Source organism: Corynebacterium sp. HMSC065H09 (genome assembly GCF_001812845.1).
Taxonomy (GTDB): Bacteria; Actinomycetota; Actinomycetes; order Mycobacteriales; family Mycobacteriaceae; genus Corynebacterium; species Corynebacterium jeikeium_D.
Genome location: NZ_KV810592.1, coordinates 139,885 through 158,813, shown reverse-complemented (window position 1 = coordinate 158,813; position 18,929 = coordinate 139,885). Strand labels below are relative to the sequence as shown.

Sequence of the window (18,929 nt, the reverse complement as noted above, 5' to 3'; positions counted from 1 at the left end):
ACCATTATGCCCGGTCGCCGTGCTAAGACAAAGGCTGCACCCCGCTGCCACATAATGAGCCTCGCAGCGAGGTGCGGCAGACCTCTGCCCGGCCTACTCGTGGTCGGGGTTCTCCTCACCCCAAAACACACGATTGACGACACGGCTGGAGTGACGAGTCAGACGCAAATAGTGCTCAATAAAACCGTTGGAATCCGATGCTTCCCACCCCGCCGCACCTGCGACCTGAGTCAGCTGACGCCCCGGCTGTGGCAGCTGATCCGTGCGTTTACCACGCGTGAGCACCAGCGCATTGCGAGCATTCGTCGCCATCAGCCAGGCATCCCGAAGTGCGTCGGTATCCTCCTCATCTAGAATTCTGCGGTCTTTCAGCACTTCCAGACACTCCAGTGTCGACGTGTTGTGCAACTCCGGCACTTCGTGGGCATGCAGCATGATTAGCAGCTGCACAGTCCATTCAATATCGGTCAGTGCACCGGAACCGAGTTTGGTGTGGGTACGCCGATCAGCTCCGCGAGGCAGCCGCTCGGAATCAACACGCGCCTTCATACGACGGACATCGCGGACCATCTTGGCATCAGCTCCGCCCTGTGGGTACCTCAGCGGATCGATGGCCTTAAGGAAGCGGGTGCCCAGGTCTTTGTCGCCGGCAATCCAGGTAGCCCGTAGCAGTGCCTGAATCTCCCAGGTTTCACCCCAGCGCTCGTAGTAGGTCACATAGGAATCCAGGGTCCTGACAATCGGGCCCGAGCGTCCTTCTGGGCGCAGGTCCACGTCGACCTCCAATGGCGGGTCCTGGCTTGGCTTTGCCAGCCGACGACGCAACGAGTCACAAATCCTGGTTGCCCACTTGACCGCCTCGGAATCGTCGACAAGCGGCGCTCCATCGGCGTCCTTGCGGGGTTCACAGATGAACATCACGTCGGCATCGGAGCCGTACCCCAGTTCAGCACCGCCGAGTCGCCCCATACCAATCACGGAGATAACGCCCGGGACCTCCGAGTCAGGATGCTCCAGCGACCATGCACGGATTTCGGCGGCAAGGGCAGCTTCGAGCACGTTGTCCCACACCATCGACAGAGAGTGACAGACCTCTTGCACATCCATCAGTCCGAAGAGATCTGCGGAGGCAATGCGCGCGAGCTCTGCACGGCGCAACGCACGTGCCACACCAATGGCCTTAGCTGGACTGTTGTGTCGGGCAGCCGCTGCGACCAGCGCACGCCCGACTGCATCGGAGTCGGTATTCAGAAGCTTCGGCCCAGATGCACCGTCGCCGAACCGTTTAATTACGTCCGGCGCACTCATAATCAGATCAGACGCGTACGGCGAAGAACCGAGCACACGCATCAGCCGTTGGCCGACGACGCCCTCATCGCGCAGCGTACGCAGGAACCACGTTTCGTCGTGGAGCTTCTCAGAGAGCTTGCGATAATTGAGCAGACCCGCGTCGGGGTCTGGCGTCGACGATAGCCACTCCATCAGCGTCGGTAGCAGCATCGCCTGAATACGCGACTTGCGCGAGGTGCCCGCCGCCAGCGCAGAAAGATGCTCGTAGGCGCGATCCGGGTACTGATAGCCCAGCGCGGCCAGCTGGCGCTTTGCCGCATCGGCCGATAGCTGCAGGGTTCCAATGTCCTGCTCCACCACGGAGTTCAGCAGTGGACGGTAGAAAAGCTTGTTGTGCAGGGAGCGGATCTGTGAGCTGGCCAGTCGAACCTGCTTGGCCAGCGGTTTGCTGGCATCGGTGCCGCCCTCACCGACGATGCCAGAGGCGCGACCGAGCCACTGAAGAGCTTCGGTGTCGTCGTCGGCAGGCAACAAATGCGTCCGCCGCATCTTTTGCAGCTGCAGGCGGTGCTCCAGCAGACGGACGAACTCGTAGGCGTTAATCAGCGCGGCACCGTCTTCGCGACCGATATAGCCAGCCTCGACAAGTGCGTCGAGTGCCATCACAGTTGGCAGCACGCGGAGGCTATCGTCATAGCGACCATGGACCAGCTGCAGCAGCTGCACCGCGAACTCGACATCACGCAGACCACCGCGACCGAGCTTGAGCTCTCGGTAGCGAAGCTCTTCGGGGACGTTTTGGACCACACGGGCGCGCATGCGTTGAACATCATCGACGAAGGATTCCCGCTGAGAGGCGGTCCACACCATCGGAGCTAGAGCATCGATGTATTCGCGGCCCAGCTCGATATCGCCTGTCATCGGCCGCGCCTTCAGTAACGCCTGGAACTCCCAGGTTTCGGCCCAACGCTTGTAGTAGGCGACGTGGGAATCCACGGTGCGTACGAGTGCACCCGACTTACCCTCCGGTCGGAGATTCGCGTCGACCTCAAAGAAGCAGTGGCAAGAAATCCGGATAAATTCGCTGGCCAAACGGGTGGCTCGGGCATCCGCCGGCTCTGCGACGAATATGACATCCACATCGGAGATGTAGTTCAGCTCTTCCGCACCGCACTTGCCCATGGCGATTACGGCCAGGCGTGTTGAGACCGGCGACGAAGGAAAGACCTGTTGCACCGCGACAGAGAGTGCAGCCGTCAACGCCGCATCAGCCAGATCACTGAGTGCCTCCGAGACCTGACGGAATGGGACTTGTGGCTGTCCCGGACGGCGAGGACCCCGTGGATACGTGCCAGCCAAGTCGTAGCACGCAATACGCATGATCAAGTCGCGGTAGGCGCACTGCATCGCAACTTCGGCCTCACGGCCGGTTAGCTTCGCACGGTACAAACCGGGGCCTTCAAGCGTGGCGGGCGCAACGACGGGGTTGCGATACTCGGGATCCTCCTGCTTTTCCAGACTGGCCTCATCAGTGAGTTCGATGACCTCGGGCACAGCCCCGACGCTGGAGAGCATCTCGCGGAACATGTCTGCCTCAGTTGGAAACTCAGCTTGGAGCAGAACCCACTTTTCTGGGTGTGCAACCAGGTGATCGCCCAGTGCACTCGAGCCGCCGAGCAGCGCAAACATACGCGTACGTAGCGGCACCTGCTCGCGCATGGCTTCATCGAGACCGGACCAGGTGGCCCAGTTCTCCAGCTTTCCCTGCTGCTCCAGCTCGTCGAGAGCGCCTTTCAGCCGCACTAGCGCCATAAGCGCCAGCTTGGGGTCGCTGGCTCCGGCAAGACCCCACAACAGATGTAGGGACTCCTCGTTGTACCACCCCAAATCTTCCAGGTCAGCCCGCGTCCGATCGTCGTTACGCAAGCCCAGCGCTGCGGGCCGCGGCACTGATTGGCGAGATGTGCGAGGTCGATTCATCACCATTGAAACTGGTCACCCAAAAAAACAAATTAAAGACGAAAAAGGAAGGGGGCGGTACGGGGAAACTAGTAATCCAGAGTTGTGCGCAGCTCCCACTGCGTCACCTGACGCTGGAACTCGCGCCACTCGCGCCACTTATTGAGCAGGAAGAACTCGTAGACATGGTCACCGAGAGCATCGGCCACCAGATCGGAGCGTTCCATCTCCTGCAGCGCCACCTCCAGGGATGTCGGCAAATCGCGGTAGCCCATCGCACGTCGTTCCCGCTTGGTCAACTCGGAGATGTTGTCCTCTGCCTGCTCCGGAAGCTGGTAACCCTCCTTAATTCCCTTCAAACCGGCGGCCAAAATCACCGAGTAAGCAAGATACGGGTTACAGGCCGAGTCCAAGGAACGAATTTCCACCCGGCGCGAATGTGCCTTACCCGGTGAGTACATGGGCACACGCACGAGAGCCGAGCGGTTGGCCATGCCCCATGTCGCGGACGTCGGAGCCTCATCGCCAAATGCCGTGCGCTTGTAGGAGTTGACCCACTGATTGGTCACAGCGGAAATTTCGCTGGCGTGAGTCAGAATGCCGGCAATGAAACCCTTTGCGGTGTCGGAGAGCTGGTTTTCATCATCCGGGTCGTGGAATGCATTAGTGTCCCCTTCAAAGAGGGAAATATGAGTGTGCATGCCATTGCCCGGCAAATCCTGGAAAGGTTTCGGCATGAATGTCGCCTGCACACCGTTTTTCATTGCGATCTGCTTAATGATGTAGCGGAAAGACATCACGTTATCCGCCATAGTCAGCGGATCGGCGTAGCGCAGATCGATTTCCTGCTGACCCGGCGCATTTTCGTGATGGGAGAACTCCACAGGGATTCCCATGTCTTCCAACACCGTGATCGCTTCTTGGCGAAAGCGGGGTGCGCGGTCGTAGACCGCCTGGTCAAAGTAACCGCCATTGTCCGTTGGCACCGGCGGCTTTCCATCAGTAGCCAGGCTCTCTACTAGGAAAAACTCAATCTCCGGGTGGATGAACGCGTGGAAGCCCTCGTCGGCAAGCGCCTTAATTTGGCGGCGCAGCACCTGGCGTGGATCTGCCCACGACGGCTGACCGTCGGGCATGACGATGTCGCAGAACATGCGCGCGGACGTGATTGTGTCTTCTTTATGCAGACGCGGCATGACCTGGAACGTCGAAGGATCCGGTTGCGCGATAGTGTCAGCCTCGGAGACGCGGGAAAAGCCCTCCACCGCGGAGCCATCGAAACCAATGCCCTCTTCAAAGGAGCCCTCGAGCTCAGCCGGTGCGACGGCAACGGACTTCAGATACCCCAAAATGTCGGTAAACCACAGACGGATATAACGGATATCTTGCTCTTCGATTGCGCGGAGGACGAATTCCTGCTGACTGTTCATACTTTCCAACGTTACCCAGGTGCCCGGATTCGCGGTACACATTTTGACCATCCGGCGTGGCTAGCCAACTGCCGCACCCGTGCCATAACCGCTGCCCTCGTGGCCTCGAATTGCGGGTGACTATGGCATGCTCTATTGACATGAGCGGAAAAAAGATTCGTCTGAATAATCTGGCCGAATGGAAGGCTGAGTCTCGCCCCTGGGCAATGTTGACTTGCTACGACTACTCCACCGCGCGCGCTTTTTCCGCCGCCGGTGTCGAGCTACTGTTGGTCGGCGACTCTGCAGCAAACGTTGTCTACGGCTACGACACCACCACCGAGATCTCGCTGGAAGAAATGATCCCGCTTGCGCGCGGTGTCGTCCGGGGCGCTGGCAACGCACTTGTTGTTGCCGATCTACCCTTCGGCACTTACGAGGCCTCCGATGAGCAGGCCGTGCTGTCCGCCGCGAAGATGATGCGCGAAACCGGCGCACACATGATCAAGATCGAAGGTGGCGTGCGTATCGCTCCGCGCATCCGTGCGCTGGTCAACGCCGGCATTCCGGTCATGGCGCACATCGGTTTCACCCCGCAGTCCGTCAACGCGCTGTCCGGATTCAAGGTACAGGGGCGCGGTGCGGGGGCGGAACAGCTGCGTGCCGACGCCCATGCGGTAGCCGATGCTGGTGCCGCGGCCGTGGTCCTGGAGATGGTGCCTGCGAATCTGGCCACCGAGATTACCCGCGAGCTATCCATCCCGACCTGTGGCATTGGCGCTGGTAATCAGTGCGATGGCCAGGTTCTCGTCTGGCAGGATGCCTTTGCAGTTCCGGCCGATGGCCGCAGGCCGTCGTTTAGCTCGGTGTTCGAAGAGGTCGGTGAGATGCTGACCAAGGGAGCGAAGCAGTATGTCGACCAGGTGCACTCCCGCGAGTTCCCTACTGAGGCGCAGAACTTCTCGGGTTAGCTCTTCGATTCAGGGGTAGAATTAGTGGTTATGGCATCTAAGTCTGGTTCTAAGTCCAAAACTCCAACTGCGGCGTTGGAGGTGGAATCTAAGTTCTCAGCTACCCCAGAAGTGGTAGCCCCATCGTTCGATTTCGTTCCACAGGTTGGCTCCACCACCACTGAGGTGCGAAATCTCTCCGCGATTTACCTGGACACGGCGGACCTGCGTCTGACCCGGTCCAAGCACACTCTGCGTCGCCGAACGGGCGGCCCCGATGAGGGGTGGCATCTGAAGGCGCCGGGTACCGGCGGTCGCCTCGAATATGGCGTTGACCTGGAAGAGGGCTCTGTTAACGGTGAAGGCCGCGATGCTGACTACATCGTGCCTACCGAGTTGCTTGCCCCCGTGCGCGCAATTGTGCGCAATCACCCGCTGCAACCAATCGCGCAGGTAGACAATGAGCGCCACGTCACCACGGTGTTTGCCCTCGATGGCACGCCCATGGCGGAGTTTGCGGATGATCACGTCACGGCGACTTCCTTCCTCGATGGCGGCGAAACCACTACTTGGCGTGAGTGGGAGATTGAGCTGCTCGGGGATTGGGCAAATCACCCGGACGGTAAGGCCGTAATGGCAGCGATGTCCAAGGTCGCTGAGGTGGCTGGCGCCGTGCCGTCGGAAAGCCCTTCGAAGTTGGCGACGGCGTTGGGTGACTCCATCGACTCCGCTCCCCTGCCGCCGGTTCCAGCGAAGCTGCCGAAGGGTACTCCGGGGCGCACTGTGGTCGATGCGCTGGCCGCTAACGTGGCCAAGATGGTCGAGTACGACCCGAAGGTACGCCGCGATGAGTTTGACTCGGTGCATCAGATGCGCGTCGCCACTCGTGAGCTACGCAGTCACATGCAGACCTTCCACGGCATTGTTGTGGGCGATAAGGTCGCTGAGCTGGAGAGCAACCTCAAGCAGCTGGCGGGTGTTCTCGGCGTGGCTCGTGACGCTGAGGTCGTCGCTATGCGCTGGGAGGAGTTGCTGGCCAATCGCGAAAGCGCCGCTTTGGGCGAGGAGCTGCGTGCGAATCTCGTCGAAGATGTCCAGAAGGACTACGACCGCGCTCATCAGCGCGTCATTTTCGCACTTAATTCAAGCGAGTACCTGCAACTTCTCGACGATCTCGATGAGTTCCTCGCCAATCCGCCAATTGCCGCAAATGCGGACGAGGCCGAGGCTGGGGAAAAGAAGTCTAAGAAGAAGGATGATTCGCTTGTCGACGGCGCGGAGAACGCAGCCGCAGAGGATTCTTCGGCAGCCGACTCCGAGGTCGCGGCTGAGGCTGATACTGCAGCCGCCGATGCAGCAGCTTCCACGACCTCAGACAAGGCCGCACCGGAGAAGGTAGCGGCACCGAAGGAACTCGACACCACTGCGGTGCTGCTCGATCACCTGCGCAGCGCGTTTTCGAAGTTCCGTCGTCGCCACAACCTGGTACTCGATGGCCGCGAGGATGCTGACCTGCCAGAGGCAGATCTGGACGAGCGTTACCACGATGTCCGCAAGGCTGCGAAGAAGCTCCGCTACAGCGCGGAAGCTGCTCAGAACGCGGACCTGCCGACCGAGAAGCTCTACGCTGCCTGCAAGAACCTGCAGTCAGTTCTCGGTGACTTCCAGGACACCTGTACTGCGCGCGACTTCGTGCTGGCTCGCGCTAAGCGTGCCTCCCGTGCGGGCAGGGACACCTTCGGCTACGGCGTGCTTTACCAGATGGAGTACTACGACGGTCTGAAGGCCCTGACTGAGTACGACGATGCCGTGGCAAAGGTTTTCAAGGCCTTCCGCAAGATGGAAAAGAAGATTAAGAAGGGCAAGAAGGCCTAAAGGCAAAGCCTTATTTCTCAGCTACGCCCCAGTCGTCATCTTCTTCATCCCAGTCGTCGGCCGCCTTGTTGCGCTCGGCGACTTTTTCCATGGCAGCGCGGGCTTCCTCTTCGGAATCGTAGGGGCCCATTCGGTCGTCCCAACCGGTTTTCTTCCCCTGAAACACCGTGCCCGTCGACGGCTGGTAGTACCACTTACTGCTGTTGTCGCTCACGATTTTTCTCCTCTTCCACATCGAGAACATGTCGAGTTATCAAGCGGTTCTGCCACCGCCAACTCCACACATAAGCAAACTTGCAGAGAGGCAACCATTTGCCTGCCATGTGCGCTGCGGCGACATAAAATCCCAGTATATAGGTTTGTCACTGTCCCCCGACCCGGGTATTATCGACGGAATTGTTCACCTTAGAACACAAGCGTTGAACGCGAACACTGCACACCAGCACTATGAGTCCGATCTCTGGAGAGGTTTCACCCATGCCCGCCGCACCCGCTGTCGTAAACGACGTCTTCGATGCCGTCGGTTCCAATGCTTCAGTTGCATACGCCCCGGGTTCCATCAACCTGTTGGGTGAGGACTGCGCGTCCTCCGGCGGCATGCTCCTAGCCACCGCCATTCCGGCCTATGCTGCGGTCGGTATCGAGGAAATCGACGAGCAGCAGCTCATTGTCGTGTACAAGCGCGAAACTACCAAGATGGATTTCCCGGATAGCGTCCCCGCCGCTTTTTCTCAGGTGCCGACCGCTGTCGCGGCTGCCATTGTCGCATTGCAACACTCGCTGCATCTCGTTCCGCGCAACAGCAACGGCCTGAAGGTCACCATTGCCTCCACCATCGCGCCAGGTCGCGGTTTTGGAGAGATTCCGGCAATTCAGTGTGCTCTCGCGCTGGCTCTCAATGCGCGTTTTGGCGACCGCGATGATGTGCCCACCCGCACGCGTATTGCCACCGCTATCCACGAGACCATGGTGCAGATTAAGGGACAGTCGTGGCCGCTGTACCCCTACACCACGGCGCTGCGCAGCCGCCCGGACAGCCTACTGTGCATCAACCACTCCGATGAGGCAGTCACGCAGACGGCGTTCCCGCAGTCGTTGGCGCTGACTGTCGCTTACTCCCCCGATGTCACCGGCGGTTCGCCCGACGAGGAGCGCTACGAGTTCTTCCAGCAAGCCTGCGCCGCTTTTGGCGTGCCGACTCTCGCTAGCCTCCCCGACTCACAGGAGCGGGTCGCGGACTGGGTGCGTGCTCGTCACGAGGTGCACCCGGACGACGAAGACATCCCGACCATCGGCCGTGCCATTCAGTGGCTTGACGAAGCCGACGCATCCTCCGACCGTGCCCGCGCAGTCATCGGCCACATCCGTCACAGCGATATTCAAGCAGCCATCGCAGGGGTTTCGCGCGATGTCAGTGAGCGTGGCTCCGCGCCGTCGGCAAGCTCTGTGCTGGGGCAGATTGCCGAGCTGACCGACACCATTGACTGCGAGAAGATTGCCCGTTGTGCGCCATGCCCGGGTGCGTCGCTGGTGATGTGGTCCCACGTCGACGACGCCGATCGGATTGCCTCCGCGCTTAACGACGGCGGTTCCGAGACCATCCGTGTGGAGAACACTGCAGCCGGCGCGGTGGTCGAGTAATAGAGCTTGTGTGAACGAGTCGGCCTATGAGCCGGATTCTGTCCCTCGGCGCTCCTTTCGGAAAGCGCCGGGTGGCGATCATCCATCTCGGTCTGCCATTGCTGACAGCCTGAAGCAGCACACCCGCGAGTATCGGACGGGCAGCCCTCAAACACTCGCGCACGCGCACGACGAAGCATGCGCGATTTTGCCTTGCTCCTGGTGGGGTTTACCTAGCCGGTGCAATCACTTGCCCCGCTGGTGCGCTCTTACCGCACCTTTTCACCCTCACCGGATCTCCACAGCTTTACGTCAAAGACATCGGCTGTGCGCCCGGCGGTCTATTTTCTGTGGCACTATTCCCGCAGGTCACCCTGGGTTGCTGTTAGCAATCCCGCAGGTCACCCTGGGTTGCTGTTAGCAACCACCATGCCCAGTGGAGTCCGGACTTTCCTCGACAGCGGCCTGGACACACTCTGTAAAAGAGGCGTCCGGTTCCGTTAACTGCCGCGATCACCCGGCCGGCTCGCTCGAATGGTTAGTGTACCCGCCACAACCGCAATTCAAATAACCCGCCGTGCTCGGCTGCTAACCACGCAGGTAGCTGGTGTCGTTAATCAGCCGCACCGATGTCGGCCCATCTGCGTAAAACTCCGCGATGGAGAGGCTGGCCAGGTCCAAGTGCAGGCGAGTGAAGATTTCAAAGCCGCAGCCGAGCCCCTGGCGCAGCAGCGACTTGATTGGCGTGACATGGCTGACTACCAGCACATCCGAGGCACCGAATTGTTGAGCGATGCGCTCACGCGCGGCGCTCACTCGGCTATCGACGGTAGGGAAATCCTCCCCCTCCGGTGGCGCCACGGCCGGATCCGCAAGCCAGGAACTGTGCAGCTCAGGGGTGGCGTTGTGAGCCTCGGAGAAAGTCATGCCCTCCCACTGCCCAAAGTCGGTCTCGCGCAGATCCTCTTCAACGTGGATGTCCAGCCCGAGCGCTTTGGCTGCCGCCTCTGCTGTCTGCTGTGCACGACGCTGTGGAGAGGCCACAATCGCCGAGAAACTCATGTTGCCGCTATCGACCAGCGCCGCCAGGTGACGTGCTGCCGCTTTCGCTTGCTGTCTGCCCACCTCTGTCAGGTCGGGGTTCGAACGGCTTCCCGAGTACTCCCGGCGAATCGACATTGGCGACTGCCCATGGCGCAGCAGCACCAACCGCGTGGGATCCGTAGTCGCCCCCGTCCAGCCCGGCGCGCTATCGCGCTTGTCTGCAGCCTGGCTCATCTACTTGCCTTTCACCGCTCCCAGCGTTTCCGCACGCACAATCATCGCGCCGCATTCAGGACAGAACGTCACTTCTTCCGGCGCGAGCGTGGTGAATTCATGCACGGTTCCGACATCGAGCTCCATGAAGCAGGATCCGCAGGTGCGTCCGTTCAGGCGTGCAACGGGGATGCCGTTAGCAAGCGCTAGACGACGGTAAAGCTTGGCTGCCGAACCATCAATAAGCTTGTCAGCCTCTTCGATTCGGGTCTCAGCGATGGAAATGCGCGCAATGAGGTCAACCTCGGCGTCGTTAAGCCTTTGCTTGGCAGCGACGATGTCATCGTGCGCCTCATCGGCGTCGTATTCGTGCTCAGCGTCGACCTGATAGGCCTCCTGCATGCGCTCATACTGCTGGAGTTCCTGTTCAGCGCGTTCGCGGCGCCGCTTGGTGGAGCGCAGGTCGTGTTCGAGGTCACGGCGCGTGGATGCGTCTTCTGCGGCACCGAGCGACAGACGGTCTGCCTTTTCGCGGGCCTTCAGCTTGTTGATGTCCGATTCCAGCTTGGCAATATCGCGGCCGATATCGGAGGCGCTGAGCTTGGAGCGCGCTGCCTCACTGGCCTGACGGCTGTGCTTTTTGCGCAGCTCCTGCAACTCGGCACGCTCGGGCAGAACGTTCTGGCGGGCGGTGAGCCCATCCAACAGAGTTTGGTTTTCCGCCTTTTCCAACATCGCCACTTGGATTTGTGGACTAAGCCTCATGGTCTTCACTTCCTTGCCTGTGTCGACGATTCTGCCACTGTCCAGGGATCGGTGCGCACCTCAAGGACCTCGGTCGCGACCCCGAGCCTCTCGGCCAGCATGTCTGCGGCCTGGTAGCACCAGGGGAACTCGCTGGCCCAGTGAGCCGTGTCCACCACGCAGAAGTCCGCGGTCCGCAGTGTCTCATCGACAGGATGATGCCGCAGGTCAGAGGTAACGAACGCATCGACGCCCATCTTTGCCACAGTGTCCAGGAAAGAGTCACCTGAACCAGATGCGACGGCAACCGTGCGAATCATCCGCTCCGGATCGCCTGCGCCACGCACGCCCCATGCCGTTGCGGGCAGGCGCTCAGCCACACGGGCGACGAAGTCCTTAAATGGCATCGGCGTATCCAGCGTGCCCACTCGCCCAATGCCCACAGCCTGCTGCGGATCCAAGCCGGTAGCCTGATTCTCCACGATGTCGAAGGCAGGCTCCTCATACGGATGCGCCGCAACGAGAGCCTTGACAATCGCCGCGCGCACGGACCGTGGCGCGACCATCTCCAGGCGTACTTCCTCGACATACTCAATCTGCCCCTCGGCACCGATGAAGGGATTCGCCCCGCTCAGCGGGCGGAACTGGCCGCGGCCGTTAATGCGAAACGCACAGCTGTCGTAGTCGCCGATAGTGCCCGCGCCCGCCTCAAACATGGCTTGCGCGACCTTATCGACGTAATCTGCCGGAACCTTCACTGTCCAGGTATCCAAGCCGGGAGCCGGCTGCGGAGCTAGCGGCGCACCCGGTTCAACTCCGAGCACCGTGGCCAACTGGTCGTTGACACCCGGTCGGGCGCTGTCAGCGTTGGTGTGCGCTGCAAAAAGAGCTACACCTGCCCGAATCAGCTTATGAATAATCCGACCCTTCGGTGTATCCGCCGCCACGGAATTCACACCACGCAGAAGCAGCGGATGGTGCACAACGAGCATCTGAGCACCGGAGGCAATCGCGCGATCTGCAACCTCGTCAGTGCAGTCCAGCGCCAACGCGATGCGACGCACCTCATCCTGCGGGTCACCGCAGATCAGGCCAACTTTATCCCAGTTCTCCGCCAGTGCCGGCGGGTAGGCCGCGTCCATCGCCGCACGCACGTCGGCAACGGTCACCACTGCGTTATTGCCCTCGGCACGGGTCTGCGCAGAGTCCGTCATACATCCATCCCTTCAACATGCATTTCTCTCCAGCTTCTCTTCCAGCGTAGTGAACTCTGCCCCGACCCATCAGTTCTGCGACAGCAAATCCGCTACTTCCGCAATGAGCCGCCGCACACTGGTCTCGTCTCGCACAGCCAGCCGCCACCACGAACCGTCCAAACCGGCGAAGGTGTCGCAACGCCGCACGGCTACTCCGCGCGCAGCGAGCCGCTGTCTCAGGCGCTCGTGCTTGACGACGTCAACCTCCGCAGCGTCCGGACCATCATGCGTGCTCAGGGCAACCCCCGGGCGCGCCAGCACAAAGGGAGCCTTGGAATCCAACACCTGCCAGCCGGCGGCTACTAACAGCTGTGTCATAGCCTCGCGCTGCTGACCAATCTCAGCGCGGATTTGTGGCAACAGCTCTGCCTCGCGACACGCGATTGCCGCCATAGCGGTAAGTTGCAGCGTGCCCAGTGGCCAGTGCGGACGCAGTCGCCCCAACTTCGCCAGGAGCTCAGGGGTTCCCAGTGCGTAACCACAGCGCAGGCCTGCGATTGCCCAGGTCTTAGTCATGCTGCGGAAAACGATGACATTATCGGGGATACTGTTCGCTTCCCCCGGCCTGCAATCAGCTAGTGAGCACCGCCGAATAATCTCACCATCGGCGACGTCCATAAATGCCTCATCCACGACCAAGATCCCACAACGGCTGGCGAGCCCCCGCAGGTCATCCGCTGAATGAGCAACACCGGTGGGGTTAGTCGGATTGCCGATGATGACCATCCGACCGTCAAGCTGCTGGGAATGCGGGGAGGAGGCGTTCTCGTGGACGTCGGCAAGCGTAGGCGTGAGCGTGTACGGCGACGGTAGTACCAGCGAATCCACCCCGACTCCCGCGGCGCGGAACGCGGCTTCAGGTTCGGTGAACTGCGGCTGGACGATGGTGGCGGGCAAGCCCAGGTGCGGCAAGAGCGAAAAGCCCTCGGCGACGCCGTGGAGAAGCAGTACCTCGTCGGCGCTGCGATTGTGGTTGGTGGCAATGGCAGCGCGGACGTCGGCATCGAGCTGCGCAGACGGATACGCGGCAAGTTCTCCGAGGGACGTGGCCAGCGAGTCCTGCAGCCACTGCGGTGTGGTGCCGTGAACATTGACGGCAAAGTCCAGGTCAGCGCCATGGGCGGCCTGATCGCCGTGATAGCGCAGCGGGTCGTCTAACATGCCATCCAGCCTAATGACCTTTTAGGATGAACAATATGTCCACTGGCCATCGCCCCACTGTCCTTATTGATGTCGACGGCACCATCGCCGATTCTCTCCCCGCAATCGCACATGGGTTCCGCCTTGCATTGAAGGCAATTGACCACCCACTTCCGCCCGAGAGCTTTATCAACACGATCCCCGGCCCGCCAATGGTGGAGACACTCGCATCCCTCGGACTTTCCGACGAACAAGTCGACCGAGCCTTCGCTGTGTACATGGAGCATCAACACGCCGGTGCTTGGCAGCGTGCCGAGATGTTCCCCGGCTGGCCGGAGCTCCTGCGCGATTGGCGGGCAGCTGGTGTCCAACTAGCCACTGCGACGTCCAAGGGCGACTACTTCGCCCGCAAGACCCTGGACAATTTCGGGCTTCTCGACGCCTTTGACTTCATCGGCGCCGCCAGCGACGACGGCTCACGACAGACTAAGACTGAGGTCATTGAGTACACGCTCAAGGAGTTGGGCATTGAAACCGATGAAGCAGTGCGTCCGCACGGTTCGGTCGTAATGGTTGGCGATCGCATCCATGATTTTGAGGGCGCCGCACAGTTCGGCATCCCCGCCATCGCTGTTAAATGGGGCTACGGCTCGGAATCTGAGTGGGCATCGGCAGCGGCGGTGGCGTCCTCGCCTGAGGACCTGAATCGTGTTGTGCGGGAAATGTTGTATCTTTAAGACTCGTCAACGATTAGTGACAATCCTATTTTTATTTTCCGAGAAGTTTGGTTTTGCCTATTATGCTTATGAACTCGTCGCATCGTACTGAGTCCGTGTACGTCGTGTTTGTCTGCTCCGGAAATATCTGCCGCTCCCCCATGGCTGAAATCATCGTCCGTGACGCGGTTGAAGCCAATGCGCTTGCCGACGATGTCCTGCTCGCCTCCTGCGGAATCGGCGGCTGGCATGTCGGCGAACCCGCCGACGAGCGAGCACAAGCCGAGCTGGAAAATGCTGGCTACGATCCGAACCACACCGCGGCACAGCTGGGCGATGAGCACATGGATGCAACGCTTTTCATCGCCATGGATGAATCGCACATCAATGGTCTACTCCACGCTGGCGTGCCAAAAGAGAAGATTCGCCTGATGCGCTCCTTCGACCCGGCATCCCCGAAGGGGGCCGTCGTGGCCGATCCTTACTACGGAGGTCCGGAGGGATTCGTCCGCACTCGAAACGAAATTGAGGCCGCGACGCCGGGAATCATCGCATGGTTGCGTGAGACTCTGGCGCTGGCCTCTGAGCGCTAAGGTTTCAAAACAACCTTTTCTTTTGTTTTGCTGGCATTGCCCCGGTTTCGAAACGCCCAAATCTTATTCAAGATGAAGTTAGCGGGCGTGCCCAAAATAACGCCGATAAGGTTTGCCCAGTAGAGGCGGTTTCTAAAGCCGGTGGAGTCGTCGAAAATATCCACCGGCAGTGCCAGCGGCGAGGTGGGGTTAGTCAGCAGCGTGATGACTACCAGGTTCACAATCAGCGCTGAGATACCTGCAAATAAAAATGGGAAGAACTGCCTAAACCAGTTCGGGCGATTGTCAGTTCGGAAAGTCCAGGACCGGTTGAGCTGGAAGTTCCAGATGTTAGCCACGACAAACGCCAGAGTTGCATAGACGTGGGAGTAACGGATATTCCACCGCGTTCCGAACAAGTTCATAAACACGTCGTGCTCATTGGTGCCCAGACTGAGACCCAACTTGCGGGCAATAATCACGACAATCAGGTTGACAACCACACCTGTGCCGCCGACCAGACCGAACTTGATGAACTGGCGCGAGACTGTGCTGAAGCGGCGTGAAGGCGAAGATTTCGCTGTTTGCGTGCCCACCACGACACCTCTCTTTCCATCTATCCCCGGGTAGATTCCCCGTCAAATACGCTCAAATAACTTTACCCGAAGTTCACTCAATCTCCGCACCGCCAATCACCTGCCGCTCTAGTGCCATCCACACCACCGGGTAAGCTCAATGAATGTGTTTAAGAATGTGCGCCAGTTTCTGACCCCTGGATGGGTTCTCACTGCCATTGTCGCCATTGCGTTTTCCTATCTCGCATTTACTGTTCTGGCTCCGTGGCAGTTGGGTAAGAACACCGCGACGCAGCATCGCAATCAGCAGCTTGAGCACTCATTCGAGCTCGACCCCGTAGATGTCAATGAGCTAATGCCCAAGGGCAAAGGGTTCGTCGAGGGCAACGAATGGCGTCGCGTTACCGCCACCGGGTCCTTCCTACCGGATACCCGCGTGCTATTGCGTAACCGCCCGGTCAATGGAGCCCCCGCCGTCCAGGTACTCGATGTCTTCGTCGCTAACAATGGCGAAAACTACCTGGTCAACCGCGGCTTTGTACGCCCGACAGACTCCAGCACCCCCAATGTTGAGCCAGCCCCGAAGGGCACCTTGACTATCTCGGCCTTTACCCGCCGAAACGAGATTCCCGCCGAGACCGCCCCAATCCCCGGCACCCCGCCGCAGGTCTACGGAATCAACACCAAGGAAGTGTCCGAGCTAGTCGACACCGAACTCAACCCCGATTGGCTTCAGCTCTCGGACAAATCCGATGCCGTCATCGAGGCCATTCCACTGCCCACTCTGGAGTCCGGCCCCTACCTCTCCTACGGCATTCAGTGGATTTTCTTCGGCGCTCTCGTGCCGCTGGCCGTCGTCTGGTTCATTCGTGCTGAAATCGTCGAGCGCAGACGAGACCGCGCGGAGCAAGAGGAGATGGCTAAGAACCTCCGCGATGCCGAAGCCGCGGAACCAGTAGATGACGCTGATGACTCTGAGGACGCAACACCCGAATCGGACGATGCCACCACTCCCACTCCTCCGCAGGCTAAGTCCGAAGAGGATCGCGCCGCCGAGCTGCACCGCCAGCGCATGGCGCAACGCTACGGCAACACTGGCCACCGCGTCGCAGGTTACCGCGACAACCGATACGACGAACGCTTCTAGCTCGCAGCTCGCGCCTTCGCGTGCCGGACGCATCCGGCCACAACCACAGCTCCCGCACAGCTGAGCGCAACAATATTTTGTACTCGCTTGCTCAGCTCAGCCGCACGCCGAACATCTGCCACCGCAGGTCTCCGACCACTGCCGAGTACCGGGCGCATCTCCACTCCACTGGGATACACCGTCGCGCCGCCCAGCTGCAGCCCCAGCGCGCCTGCAGCGCTTGCCTCCACGACGCCTGCGTTCGGACTTGGGTGGTTGCTGGCGTCTCGTCGCCACGCTGCCAATGCTTGACGACGGTCCGGACCTGCAACCACAGTTGCGATAGCTGTAAGTCTCGCGGGGAGGAACCCGGCGACGTCGTCAAGCCGTGCACTGGCCCACCCGAACTGGCGATAGCGGTCATTGCGGTATCCGACCATCGCGTCAAGGGTATTGACCGCTCGATGAGCAACCACACCAGGAGCTCCTGCAATGGCTCCCCACATGAGTGTGCCGGTGACTGCGTCGGAGGTATTTTCGGCGAGCGATTCGACGGTGGCTCGGGCGATCCCATCAGCGTCGAGCGCCTCTGGATCACGCGAGCACAGCCACGGCACAAGCTCTCGGGCAGCATCGATATCTCCGGCGGAAAGTCGGTCGGCCATACGTTCGCCCGTGCGGCGGAGGGTAGTGCCGCCGAGCGATGCCCACGTGGTGGCAGTCAGTGCGAGGGTCGGGGCGACTGTACTGACTGCGGCGGTAAGCACTACCGGTGCGGCCACTGCGATTGTGGTGAAAGCTACACCGCGCGCCTTGGAATCGGCATAAATTCGGCGCTCAAGTTTGCTGACGGCCTGCCCGTAGATTGCCACCGGATGGTGATTGGTGGGATCTGCGAAAATGCGGTCAAGCGCATATCCCGCAGCGATGGCTGCACCGCGTCGCCAGAGGCGTCGACTTCTGGCTTTTATACGCAATTTAATCGAACTGTCCCTGCAGAACGGCTACGACATCGAGCGGAGTGACATGTGCTGCCGGATGACGGTGCGAAGATGCAGCCATCAAGGTGTAATCACAGGTGTGCCGGATACCGAGTAGGTGCCCAAACTCGTGTGCAAGCGTGCTGCGAATTGCATCAGGATAGAGTGTGGAAGTAACGAAAACCGTCATTTCTTTACTAATTTCCGATGCAGAAGCCAAAACGTGCGAGTTCGGCTTAGGCACGTAGCGAACGCTCACGGTATCCGAATCAGCTTTGTCTTTGGTCACTTCCCGGAGCACGACCTTGCCACCGAGCTTTTCATTCCACTCTTGGGCAGCAGCGTCCAGCTGCGCGCGGTACGGAAAGTCTGGAGCAACAACGTAGTCCAGGGTGCCGTCGGCAAGGTAGGAAGGCATCTTGTCGGAGAGATGGAGAATCGATGGATCCTCCACCGGCTCGCCTGCATTTGCGGCTTTGACCATTGCCTTACAGGTGGCAGCGTCGATTACTGGTTTACCGTCTCCTCCAATTGCGTAGGCCTGTGGGCCCGCAAGTAGAGATCCGGCAACAATGATGGTTACTAGCGATTTTGTAAAACGCACAGACCGGGAGTTTAGCACAAACAAAAATCCACCCGGATTCTCCATTACAAGAATCCGGGCGGATTATGTCTGTGCGGCGAGAGGGTTTCGAACCCCCGACCGCTGGTGTGTAAAACCAGAGCTCTACCGCTGAGCTATCGCCGCGCTGCTGCGAAACTTTAACACACGGCAAACATAGATTGCCAATTGCGCACTACACACAGCGTTTATGCAGATTATTTCAATAGCTCGGCTAGTAGCCGATTCAAACGGGACAGCGAAAGCCGGCTAGCTAGAGCGCTGCACCAGGCAATTGCCCTGCCAATCCCCCAGACGAAGCGCCGAGGTGTTGGAGAAACCTGCCAGCTGTGCGGACTCGTCAATCACACCAGGATCAATGGCACCCGGCTGACCAGCACCCGGCGTGAGCAACCAAACGCGGCCTTCATCCTCCAAAGGGCGGGAAGCATCCACAAGACCATCGACCAAGTCGCCGTCTTCTTCACGCCACCACAGCAATACGACGTCGACAACCTCATCCGTGTCTTCGTCGAGCAGGTCTGCATCCAGGAAATTCTCGACCGACTCACTGATTGCTGAGTCACAGTCCGTATCCCAGCCAACCTCCTGGACTAGCTGACCTTCCTTGATGCCGAGCCTGCTCGCATATTCATGAGCAGCGCCTGTGGCGTTGACCACTTCCCTTTTCCTCCTCTAGAAAAAATATTCAGCTCGATTTTTCGAACTATGTGGAGAAATTTTACCGCTCAAATACATTTTTCACAGCTGCAAAATAAGAATTTCCCCAAAAAGGTGCAGTTTTCGCAGTGTTCTTCGCAATGTTCGTCGTAAAGCCGACCGGATTGTTCGGTGAAAG

General features: G+C 59.8%; 16 protein-coding genes, 1 tRNA gene, 1 other RNA gene and 1 pseudogene. 6 read left to right on the top strand and 13 right to left on the bottom strand.

Features of this window, described 5'->3' with window-relative positions; genetic code table 11:
- Window positions 1-93: 93 nt before the first annotated feature.
- Both HMPREF2878_RS08195 and HMPREF2878_RS08190 read right to left on the bottom strand, forming a co-directional pair.
- Window positions 94-3,276 (bottom strand): bifunctional [glutamine synthetase] adenylyltransferase/[glutamine synthetase]-adenylyl-L-tyrosine phosphorylase, encoded by a 3,183-nt coding sequence (locus tag HMPREF2878_RS08195; RefSeq protein ID WP_070438619.1) that lies wholly within the window; start codon window positions 3,274-3,276, stop codon window positions 94-96.
- A gap of 62 nt (window positions 3,277-3,338) precedes the next feature.
- Window positions 3,339-4,679: a glutamine synthetase family protein gene (locus HMPREF2878_RS08190; protein ID WP_005511085.1), complete on the bottom strand. Its 1,341-nt coding sequence runs from the start codon at window positions 4,677-4,679 to the stop codon at window positions 3,339-3,341.
- 140 nt (window positions 4,680-4,819) lie between these two features.
- Here HMPREF2878_RS08190 and panB point away from each other — a divergent pair, with 140 nt between their 5' ends.
- Window positions 4,820-5,629: a 3-methyl-2-oxobutanoate hydroxymethyltransferase gene (gene panB / locus HMPREF2878_RS08185; RefSeq protein ID WP_224784052.1), complete on the top strand. Its 810-nt coding sequence runs from the start codon at window positions 4,820-4,822 to the stop codon at window positions 5,627-5,629.
- 30 nt (window positions 5,630-5,659) lie between these two features.
- Complete coding sequence (locus HMPREF2878_RS08180; protein WP_070653245.1) at window positions 5,660-7,483, top strand: CYTH and CHAD domain-containing protein; 1,824 nt, start codon at window positions 5,660-5,662, stop codon at window positions 7,481-7,483.
- A 10-nt stretch (window positions 7,484-7,493) separates the two neighbouring features.
- On the opposite strand, the gene HMPREF2878_RS08175 is transcribed toward HMPREF2878_RS08180, so the two are convergent.
- Window positions 7,494-7,697: an SPOR domain-containing protein gene (locus HMPREF2878_RS08175; RefSeq protein WP_016423068.1), complete on the bottom strand. Its 204-nt coding sequence runs from the start codon at window positions 7,695-7,697 to the stop codon at window positions 7,494-7,496.
- A 263-nt stretch (window positions 7,698-7,960) separates the two neighbouring features.
- On the opposite strand from HMPREF2878_RS08175, the gene HMPREF2878_RS08170 reads away from it, so the two are divergent.
- A complete protein-coding gene (locus HMPREF2878_RS08170; protein ID WP_048732617.1) occupies window positions 7,961-9,124 on the top strand; it encodes a galactokinase family protein in 1,164 nt (387 codons plus the stop codon).
- An 11-nt stretch (window positions 9,125-9,135) separates the two neighbouring features.
- Here HMPREF2878_RS08170 and rnpB read toward each other — a convergent pair.
- The 5 genes and pseudogenes from rnpB to cobC all read right to left on the bottom strand — a co-directional run bounded on the left by rnpB (window position 9,136) and on the right by cobC (window position 13,521).
- An RNA gene (gene rnpB, locus HMPREF2878_RS08165) (RNase P RNA component class A) lies at window positions 9,136-9,632 on the bottom strand.
- A 59-nt stretch (window positions 9,633-9,691) separates the two neighbouring features.
- Window positions 9,692-10,357: pseudogene (locus tag HMPREF2878_RS08160) on the bottom strand (histidine phosphatase family protein); the annotation flags it as partial.
- Between the two features lie 24 nt (window positions 10,358-10,381).
- On the bottom strand, window positions 10,382-11,125 hold the full coding sequence (locus HMPREF2878_RS08155) for a zinc ribbon domain-containing protein (RefSeq protein ID WP_049189597.1): 744 nt from the start codon (window positions 11,123-11,125) through the stop codon (window positions 10,382-10,384).
- Window positions 11,126-11,130: 5 nt separating this feature from the next.
- Window positions 11,131-12,318, bottom strand: a complete 1,188-nt coding sequence (locus tag HMPREF2878_RS08150; protein ID WP_070653244.1) for a Nif3-like dinuclear metal center hexameric protein — start codon at window positions 12,316-12,318, stop codon at window positions 11,131-11,133.
- A gap of 69 nt (window positions 12,319-12,387) precedes the next feature.
- Entirely contained in the window at window positions 12,388-13,521 is a 1,134-nt protein-coding gene (gene cobC, locus HMPREF2878_RS08145) for an aminotransferase class I/II-fold pyridoxal phosphate-dependent enzyme (RefSeq protein ID WP_049170167.1), read from the bottom strand.
- Window positions 13,522-13,556: 35 nt separating this feature from the next.
- Between cobC and HMPREF2878_RS08140 the strand changes: the two genes are divergently transcribed.
- Together HMPREF2878_RS08140 and HMPREF2878_RS08135 are read left to right on the top strand one after the other, a co-directional pair.
- Window positions 13,557-14,237, top strand: a complete 681-nt coding sequence (locus HMPREF2878_RS08140; protein ID WP_049170165.1) for an HAD hydrolase-like protein — start codon at window positions 13,557-13,559, stop codon at window positions 14,235-14,237.
- Between the two features lie 68 nt (window positions 14,238-14,305).
- A complete protein-coding gene (locus HMPREF2878_RS08135) occupies window positions 14,306-14,809 on the top strand; it encodes a low molecular weight protein-tyrosine-phosphatase (RefSeq protein ID WP_369707166.1) in 504 nt (167 codons plus the stop codon).
- On the opposite strand, the gene HMPREF2878_RS08130 is transcribed toward HMPREF2878_RS08135, so the two are convergent.
- Complete coding sequence (locus HMPREF2878_RS08130; protein WP_042388795.1) at window positions 14,806-15,387, bottom strand: GtrA family protein; 582 nt, start codon at window positions 15,385-15,387, stop codon at window positions 14,806-14,808. The two genes, HMPREF2878_RS08135 and HMPREF2878_RS08130, sit on opposite strands and share 4 nt — an antisense overlap.
- 136 nt (window positions 15,388-15,523) lie before the next feature.
- Here HMPREF2878_RS08130 and HMPREF2878_RS08125 point away from each other — a divergent pair, with 136 nt between their 5' ends.
- Window positions 15,524-16,510, top strand: coding sequence for an SURF1 family cytochrome oxidase biogenesis protein (locus HMPREF2878_RS08125; protein WP_070653243.1), 987 nt, complete (start codon window positions 15,524-15,526; stop codon window positions 16,508-16,510).
- Here HMPREF2878_RS08125 and HMPREF2878_RS08120 read toward each other — a convergent pair.
- The 4 genes from HMPREF2878_RS08120 to HMPREF2878_RS08105 all read right to left on the bottom strand — a co-directional run bounded on the left by HMPREF2878_RS08120 (window position 16,507) and on the right by HMPREF2878_RS08105 (window position 18,751).
- Window positions 16,507-17,466: a cobalamin biosynthesis protein gene (locus HMPREF2878_RS08120; RefSeq protein ID WP_246821945.1), complete on the bottom strand. Its 960-nt coding sequence runs from the start codon at window positions 17,464-17,466 to the stop codon at window positions 16,507-16,509. The two genes, HMPREF2878_RS08125 and HMPREF2878_RS08120, sit on opposite strands and share 4 nt — an antisense overlap.
- A 1-nt stretch (window position 17,467) precedes the next feature.
- Entirely contained in the window at window positions 17,468-18,073 is a 606-nt protein-coding gene (locus tag HMPREF2878_RS08115) for a zinc metalloprotease (RefSeq protein ID WP_141698021.1), read from the bottom strand.
- 72 nt (window positions 18,074-18,145) lie between these two features.
- Window positions 18,146-18,217, bottom strand: a tRNA-Val gene (locus tag HMPREF2878_RS08110).
- Between the two features lie 123 nt (window positions 18,218-18,340).
- A complete protein-coding gene (locus HMPREF2878_RS08105; RefSeq protein ID WP_005511050.1) occupies window positions 18,341-18,751 on the bottom strand; it encodes a DUF3052 domain-containing protein in 411 nt (136 codons plus the stop codon).
- Window positions 18,752-18,929 lie beyond the last annotated feature (178 nt).